This window comes from Thermoplasma sp., from assembly GCF_008709555.1.
GTDB lineage: Archaea > Thermoplasmatota > Thermoplasmata > Thermoplasmatales > Thermoplasmataceae > Thermoplasma.
This window is the reverse complement of sequence record NZ_VYIJ01000032.1, coordinates 1-7,578: the sequence shown is the minus strand read 5'-3', so window position 1 is coordinate 7,578 and position 7,578 is coordinate 1. Positions and strand designations below refer to the sequence as shown.

Genomic DNA, 7,578 nt, shown 5'->3' with positions numbered 1-7,578 from the left:
TCCTATGATTTCCTCTGCTATTGCAGACGAAGCGGTGTCTGCCTGGAAGTGGGCAAGGACGCCGGCCATGCCTATCTGTATTGTAGGTGCGATTACATCGCCTATGGCGAATACATCCTCGTATTTTGGGTTCCTGAAGTCCCTGAGGTTGGTCGCAGCCCATCCAACCGCAGAACGCAGGTCATCGCTGTTCTTGATGAAGTCCGGAGGAAGATGTGGCGGAGCAACGATGGCGAGATCAAACTTCATGGCTTCGCCGTTATCTAGGATGGCCTGTTTCTTCTCTGGATCCACGGATGATACCTTGCGCCCGTATATACCATCAATGCTTCGATCCTCAAGCATTCGGGCGAACGGTTCAGACAGGCCAGGTCCGTACATCTCCATTGGCTTGGAAACAGGGTGCGCAACCGTTATCTTCACCCTGTCCCTGATGTTCTTTCTCCTGAAGTAATCGTCCAGAAGCAGCGCCATCTCCCATGGAACTGGCGGGCATTTGTACCATGGGGTTGAAACACTTATCAGTATGTTCCCGCCCTTGAAGTTCCTCACCTCGTCCCTCAGTTTCATGGAATCCTCCATCGTCCATACGCTGTGGGTCCCCTCATGCCCGCTGAGTGCCTGCGGATCTATCTCCGGTCCAGGAGAAACGATAAGGAAATCGTACTGATAGCTGTTCTTGGAGGTCTTCACTGTCCTGTTGGCTGGATCGACGGACACGACCTGATCCTTGACAGCCTTCACATTCCTGCTGTTGAGCTGCGAGATGTCCCTGGAGATCTCCTCAGGCCGCTTCTCTCCGAGGGCTAGGAAAACGTAAGACGGCTGGAAATCAGTCCTTCCAGTTCGGTCTATTATGGTTATCTCCACGTCCTCGTCCTTCAGGCTGTGCCTGAGCTGGCTCAGCGATATGCCGCCCCCAGCCCCAGCACCTATTATCACGATCTTCTTCGCCATGTGATTCATTATCTGTATTTGCCTTATAATGATTATTTAATCATATTCATGAAAAATTAAACCGGTTATAAACAAAAAGCATAGCCTTATCGTAGACCTCGGCATGGCTATCCATGGCCTCTGAGAGCCTGGTATTTGGCCGGTCCCTTCCAGGAGGCTGGGATTCAGCCTTGGCATAAACAACATACCGAAGAAGGTATGCTCATATTCCTGCGTTTACTGCCAGATAGGGCGCACGATAAATTTTTCAATCAAGAGGCAGGAATTCTATAAGACGGATGAGATAATTGAGGCGCTGAGTGAGAAGACAGACGAGGTAAGGGCGGCTGGCGGCCGTATAGATTATGTCACGTTTGTACCTGACGGAGAGCCTACGCTTGACATAAACCTGGGAAGGCACATAGAAGCTGTGAAGAGCACCGGAATGAAGGTTGCGGTCATATCAAACGCATCGCTGATCGACAGGGAGGACGTGGTCTCTGATCTTGAGTCCGCTGACTGGGTATCGCTGAAGGTTGATGCAATAGATGACGGAAAATGGAAGAGGGTAGACAGGCCACATGGCCTGCTCGATCATGCAGGGATACTTCGCGGCATACGCGAATTCTCAGGCAAGTATCGGGGAATTCTTGCGACGGAGACGATGCTGGTCAGGGGGGCATCCAGGACATGGGCGATGTTGATCAGGTGGCTGAATATCTTTCATCGCTGCCGAAACTCGACGTAGCGTACATCTCTGTCCCGACCAGGCCGCCTGCGGAAGAATATGCAGAACCACCATCAGACGAGTTCATCAATGCCGCGTTCCAGGTATTTTCAAAGAGGCTTCCTGGCACGCAGGTCGCACTGCTCACGGGATATGAGGGATCAGACTTCTTCGCCGGCAACAACATTCAGGACGAGATACTGAGCATACTGGCCGTGCATCCCATGCGCGAGGATGCAATGCTGGATGTCCTGAAGAGATCAGGAAGAACCATCGATACCATAGACGAGCTTGTTCAGGCCGGCAGGGTATCGAAGGTATCGTTCATGGGACGGATGTTTTACATCCTCCCGCCGAGGCTGGAAAGGCGTTAGACCGCGTTCATGAAAAGTCCTGTCAGTATGTCGTTGTTTATGAAGTGTAGCGGAACCGCCAGTGCATCGTCCATGTACGAAGCTATGCCAACGGATCTCTCGTAGCCGTTTGCGCCGAACAGCCTTGAAGCGGTCACCGCATTTTCTATGGCCTTTTCCGTTGCGAAGACCTTGGCTGCGTAAGCGATCTTGACGTCCTCGTTCATCGATGCCCGGTAGATGAGTGAACTGGCGGCCTGCTGGTTGGCGTACATATGCAGGTACCTGTCCTGCACGGTCTGAAACGAGGCAAGCGCAGACCCGCTGATCTTCCTCTCCTTTATGTGCTCCAGTACGTCGGCGTTAAGCGCATCCATTATGCCAAGCGATATTGATGCCGATCCTATGGTGAAGACCTTCGCTATGGTTGGTATTATCTTTATGCCCTCATCGCGTTTCCCGAGAACGCGATCGTCCCCGACCTCCACGTTTTCAAGGAAGAGCTCGCCCCAGCCTATGCCAGGCATTCCAGATCCCTTCAGCGATGCAGACCTTGAGAGGCCATGGTCATCGGCCTTCAGTATGAAATCGGTGAAGGCTGGCTTTTCCGATCCGGATCTGGCCATCAGGATGAAGAGGTCTGCATCTGAAGCCATGGTTATGAACGTCTTCGATCCGTTCAGCTTCCATGTCCCAGCGTTATTTTCTGCCCTCGTCTGAATGGCGGAGGCCGTTGCTCCTGATACGGGTTCCGTGATCGCTATCGTTGAGAGAAACCTGCCGTCGGCCATCTTCTCTATATACTGAGATCTCTGGTCATCGCTGCCCATCTTGGAAACGGCGTAAGCCGCGGCGACATGCGTCACATAAAGCCATGCCAGGGATGGGATGCTGAGGCTATCTCCTCTACGATGAGTGAGTATGAATAGCTGTCCTGGACACCGAATCCGGGGATCATGACGTTGAAAAATCCGTTCTTTCCTAGCTCCCTCAGTATATCGCGTGGAAACACTTCATTTCTGATATCCTTCAGCCTGGGGACGACGTATCTGTTAACGAATTCCTTTATGCTTGTCCTCAGGATCTGCTGTTCTTCAGAGAGGCACATCATCATGCATCACTTTTGAATTATTACTAATGGATAATCAGAACGATGTATATATTATTTTTCTATAGTATGAATTATTATCACATTCATGAACAAAGCAACGCAGGACTTTCCAGGATACTAAATTATGCAAACAGACGTTATGGATCACGAAAAATCTTCCACTGGGATGGCAATGCTGTGTTCCTTTATTCGAAAACCCCGGCGGTGTCCTTGGCGGAAATCACCCTCTTGTGATACGCGTCCAGTATTGATCTGAGAGTGACTATCCCCTTGAATTCGCCCTTGTCCACTATAGGGCACCATGTCGTCTTGTTTCTCATCATGACCTCCCATGCCTCCTCTGCGTTGCTGGAGGGCCTGAGATAGGTAACACCCCTCTTTATGTACGGTCTGACCGTCCCGCTGGTCACCTCAGCTATATCGAAGAGGTAAACCACACCTATCAGATGCTTGTAGAGAACGACAGGCACCGCCGACATATCGTTCTCCTCCATCACCCTCTTCGCCTCCTCGACGTCGGTATCGTCGCGGATGCTTATATCACGGCATGTCACTTCGCTGAGCTTTATTTCCAGCAGGATAGGTGTGTTGAACTCGCCGAAGTGTGCAGGAGAACTCCTCCTGTCCTCCACCTGGTTGTGGTAAATGCTGTATTTTCCTGAAACTATGTATGATATGAATACAGCGATCATGGCTGCGGGAAGTAGCTGGAGGCTCCCGGTCATCTCGACAACCATCAATATGACAGAAAGCGGGACCTTTCCTGCGGCGCCGAAGAATGAGATCATGCCGACTATGACAAACGGTGTTATAACGGGGACAAGGGAGGGCGTGACGTAATGGAAGGCGAGCCCCGTCACGGCTCCAAGCGATGCCCCTATGAATATGCCGGGTGCATAGACACCACCGCTCCCCCCGGAACCGACCGTGAAGGATGTTGCGAACACCTTGATGAATGGCAATGCTACCAGCACAAGCAGTATCGGGATTCCAAATGTGGGAAAGTACTGGAACTTCTGGAACATGAGCAGATCGACCCATCCGTATCCAGTGGACATTATCTCAGGAAATGCAAGTGCTATCAGTCCCGTTACGGCACCGCCAATGATGGGCTTGAAGTAGTTGCTTATACGCATCCTCTTGAATACGGATATGGTGAAGTAGAAGAAACGGACATAGAATATGGCGAAGAGGCCGGAAATAACGCCCAGTATGGCATAGTATGGTATACGTGCAACATCGAAGGATCCGGTGTAGTATCCGAATATGGGTTCGAAACCGACCACTGATGCGAAGATTGAATACCCTATGGCATTCGCAACGAGGGAAGGATATATGGCCTGCGTTTCAAGATCCCTCTTGTAAAGTATCTCTGCGCCGAGCATCGTCCCTCCTATCGGCGTCTTGAATATCGTCCCTATGCCTGAACCGACGCCAACGGCCACCGCAATTCTCCTGTCCGTATCGCTCAGGCCGAAGAGGTCTGCGATCATTGATCCGAGACCAGCGGCTATCTGTGCGGTAGGGCCCTCCCTTCCTGCGCTCCCTCCGGATCCTATGGTTATGGCCGATGCTATTGTCTTTACAACAGGTATCCTGCGCCTTATCTTCCCCTGATCGTTGTGGAACGCCCTTATAGCCGCATCCGTACCATGGCCCTCAGCCTCGGGGGCGAACGTGTAAACGATCAGTCCAGAGAAAATTCCGCCCAGAGCGACTGAGACCGGTATGAGGTAGAAGTAGCGGACATGATAGAGGAAGACTAGGGATCCACCCTCCCCAAGCGGCCTCGGTACCGATATGCCCACAAGCCTCGTCAGGAATAGATACTCGAACAACCGTATTGCAAAGTAGAACGCTAAGGCACCCAGGCCTGATATCATCCCTATGATTATGCCCATGATAAACCATTTCTCAAAGTAGGGAAGGGAGGAGAGGTGGAATTTCTTCCGCATATCTAGGAGATGGTATGGAAAATATTAATGATTTGCATACGAAGAGGATCTATGCAAACAACATCACTTTATATCGACAAGGAAGGAAAACGTCATCGATGGTGTTAGAAGTTTTCGATGAACGTGCGTATTTTATCCCAATCACAATACTTCACTTGGCCATCTCTAACTTCTACACAGTCTTTCTGAAAGCCACCGTGGGCTATCATTATCCTCTTGTCAGGGTCGCATGCACCGCATTGATAACAGTTTGGTTCCATCCTCATTTCTGATATCTCCTGCTCCAGAATGTAATAATTTTCCAGCGATACCTTTTTGTATATCTCCTTTGTAATTTTCTCGATCAGATCGATGCTGCAGGAATCTCCGCAATTGAACTCGCGTATTCTATTCGAAAACGCATCCGCGATCACCGTCTGTTCGATCGCCGCCGGATCGTAATGGATGTTGTGAAGCACTGAACTGTCATTGACTGTAGAGCTCTCTATCCACCAATCCAGCATCTCTTGAACGTCGATCTTTGTTTTTAAGGAGAGCATGGCGGCTGCAAGCGGGAATGGATTTATGAGGCTGGATACGAGAGGATATACATCATTGCGGTATACCATGTTGAAAGAGTCCGATAGATCCTTGAAGCCCTTGCCTTTGGTGTGGATGGCTTTTTCCACCTTCTTTCCTTCCACGCATATACGGGAGACCTCCCTTTCATACATCACGTTTATAGCCACGTTATCTACAAGCGGTGTTGCCGGGTCTGAATTATAGACCTTAAGCCCTATTTTTTCGTTATTTCCAGATATCAGGGCCGCATAGATCAGGATCATCACAGCCTGAAGGGTCAGCGTAGGCATGAAGTTTATACCATGCGTTATGTCAAGACCGATCTGCGAAGTTTTTCTGAGATCTTCCTTGATCCGGATATAGGACGAGAGCAGCGCAATCGATAAATAATCTTTGACATCCCCTTGGAACTGCATTCTGCCTCCAGGCTTACCCTTGGCAGGGAGCACTATTACCTCTGCGTTTTCTATGCCAAGGCAGCCCAACATACCTCTTGTATCATGCTCTATCGATTTGATAACATCACCGTATCCACCAGAGTATGAAAAATTATTGAAATTATTAGAATAACAAGACCCGCACTCGGACTTTTCTGGATTTCTATTGATATCGGCGATGCTGTCTAAGACGAAGAGTACGACCTTATCGTATTCCTCTGAGAGGATCTTTAGCGTCGTGCATGCATGATCGCTTTTCTCATCAAATGTGTATGTTATGTCCTTCCACTGCGCTGGCATGCCCCAGGTGGAGAAGAGTATCCTCTTTCCATCCATGCTTGTAAAATAGCCCATTATTTATAAGATTTTGCATATATAGTTTTTTTTCTAAAGATACAGTTTGAAAAATAGCCTTTCATCTGATATGTCTCGTTTATGGATGATCTGAGGGTTGTATTATTAAACGTACTCCATAATACCCTGGATTTCTTGATCAATTTTCAGTAAATGTACTAGTATGGTGCTATTGGTTTTTTAAAATTTCCATCATAACAATACGATGTTACCGAGCGCTGTGATCTCTATCTGCAACCTTCCCCTAGAATATCTATTCACCTCTACGGGTCCTAATTCAACGAGTCCTTGAGCATCCTCCGATCCGTTAACATGCTTGCTCAATAATGTCTTACCGATACCGGTAAGATCCGAAAGGGACTCAAGACTGCTGACTTTCCCGTCAGCCTTTGCCAGGCCACGAAGGATGGCGATCTTTGTCTCAGAAAGTATCCTATTGTATCCCAATTTTAACATGGAAAACCTTTTAATTTCACCATTATATATAAAATTTCTGGATTCCGAATATGAAACCAGCCGATATAGCGGTGCAGGTCAGTAGTTTAGAAGCTGCTGAAACGTTCATGAGGATGTTTGCGAAGATGCCTTCGTTGTTCCTTATGACATTCCTTACCGCAGTCAATACATCATTCAGGTCTGGGGATCTGATCTTCGTCTCCTCTACGTCTATACTTAATATATCTGATAATTGCTTTGTGAATACGCTAAAAGGCATTTGATCTGATCTTGCGGATAAATCACGAGTCTCTTCGTGAAGCATCACTATCTTATCCACCGGCAATTGCCTTATACCAGCTCTTAGGCCGTCATAGGATTGGCCATCAGAATAGACGGCTATCTGGGGTCATTACTGGATCTTTATGTTCTATCTCCCCTTTGCTGAATAAAGAACACCATTCGCTATTTATCTTCATCGATATCATAAAGGCTTAAGATTAAGAAAACTTTCCCGTCAACAGTTGAAGCTATGATGGCAGGATTGTAGATCAATTAAAAGGTCTATTCATGTCATAGATCCAATCCCTCTCCGCAGATTCCTTTTAAAATGTCCTATCATTTCCATTCAACCGTTCTCCGCAAATAATTAACTATAGACCGTCAATAATTATCTGATCGTAATGTCCGAATACGTATGTGAGCGGTG

General features: G+C 48.3%; 9 protein-coding genes. 2 read left to right on the top strand and 7 right to left on the bottom strand.

Features of this window, described 5'->3' with window-relative positions; genetic code table 11:
• Positions 1–957 (bottom strand): NAD(P)/FAD-dependent oxidoreductase (locus F6Q11_RS07365; protein ID WP_297027913.1); only part of this gene is annotated, 957 nt, incomplete at its 3' end.
• A gap of 133 nt (positions 958–1,090) precedes the next feature.
• On the opposite strand from F6Q11_RS07365, the gene F6Q11_RS07360 reads away from it, so the two are divergent.
• Positions 1,091–1,684, top strand: coding sequence for a radical SAM protein (locus tag F6Q11_RS07360; RefSeq protein WP_367119343.1), 594 nt, complete (start codon positions 1,091–1,093; stop codon positions 1,682–1,684).
• A complete protein-coding gene (locus F6Q11_RS07355; RefSeq protein ID WP_297027912.1) occupies positions 1,627–2,037 on the top strand; it encodes a hypothetical protein in 411 nt (136 codons plus the stop codon). Before F6Q11_RS07360 ends, F6Q11_RS07355 begins: the two co-directional genes overlap by 58 nt.
• On the opposite strand, the gene F6Q11_RS07350 is transcribed toward F6Q11_RS07355, so the two are convergent.
• From F6Q11_RS07350 to F6Q11_RS07325, 6 genes are all read right to left on the bottom strand, one after another.
• Positions 2,034–2,882, bottom strand: a complete 849-nt coding sequence (locus F6Q11_RS07350; protein WP_297027908.1) for an acyl-CoA dehydrogenase family protein — start codon at positions 2,880–2,882, stop codon at positions 2,034–2,036. The genes F6Q11_RS07355 and F6Q11_RS07350 overlap by 4 nt on opposite strands.
• Positions 2,879–3,130 (bottom strand): acyl-CoA dehydrogenase family protein, encoded by a 252-nt coding sequence (locus F6Q11_RS07345; protein WP_297027902.1) that lies wholly within the window; start codon positions 3,128–3,130, stop codon positions 2,879–2,881. Before F6Q11_RS07345 ends, F6Q11_RS07350 begins: the two co-directional genes overlap by 4 nt.
• Before the next feature lie 182 nt (positions 3,131–3,312).
• The gene (locus F6Q11_RS07340) at positions 3,313–5,082 is read right to left on the bottom strand and encodes a chloride channel protein (protein ID WP_297027898.1); all 1,770 of its coding nucleotides are present in this window, start codon (positions 5,080–5,082) and stop codon (positions 3,313–3,315) included.
• A 104-nt stretch (positions 5,083–5,186) separates the two neighbouring features.
• Positions 5,187–6,416 (bottom strand): CRISPR-associated CARF protein Csx1, encoded by a 1,230-nt coding sequence (csx1, locus tag F6Q11_RS07335; protein ID WP_297027895.1) that lies wholly within the window; start codon positions 6,414–6,416, stop codon positions 5,187–5,189.
• Positions 6,417–6,626: 210 nt separating this feature from the next.
• Positions 6,627–6,881: a hypothetical protein gene (locus tag F6Q11_RS07330; RefSeq protein ID WP_297027893.1), complete on the bottom strand. Its 255-nt coding sequence runs from the start codon at positions 6,879–6,881 to the stop codon at positions 6,627–6,629.
• A 31-nt stretch (positions 6,882–6,912) separates the two neighbouring features.
• The gene (locus tag F6Q11_RS07325) at positions 6,913–7,272 is read right to left on the bottom strand and encodes a DUF6293 family protein (protein ID WP_297027916.1); all 360 of its coding nucleotides are present in this window, start codon (positions 7,270–7,272) and stop codon (positions 6,913–6,915) included.
• Positions 7,273–7,578 lie beyond the last annotated feature (306 nt).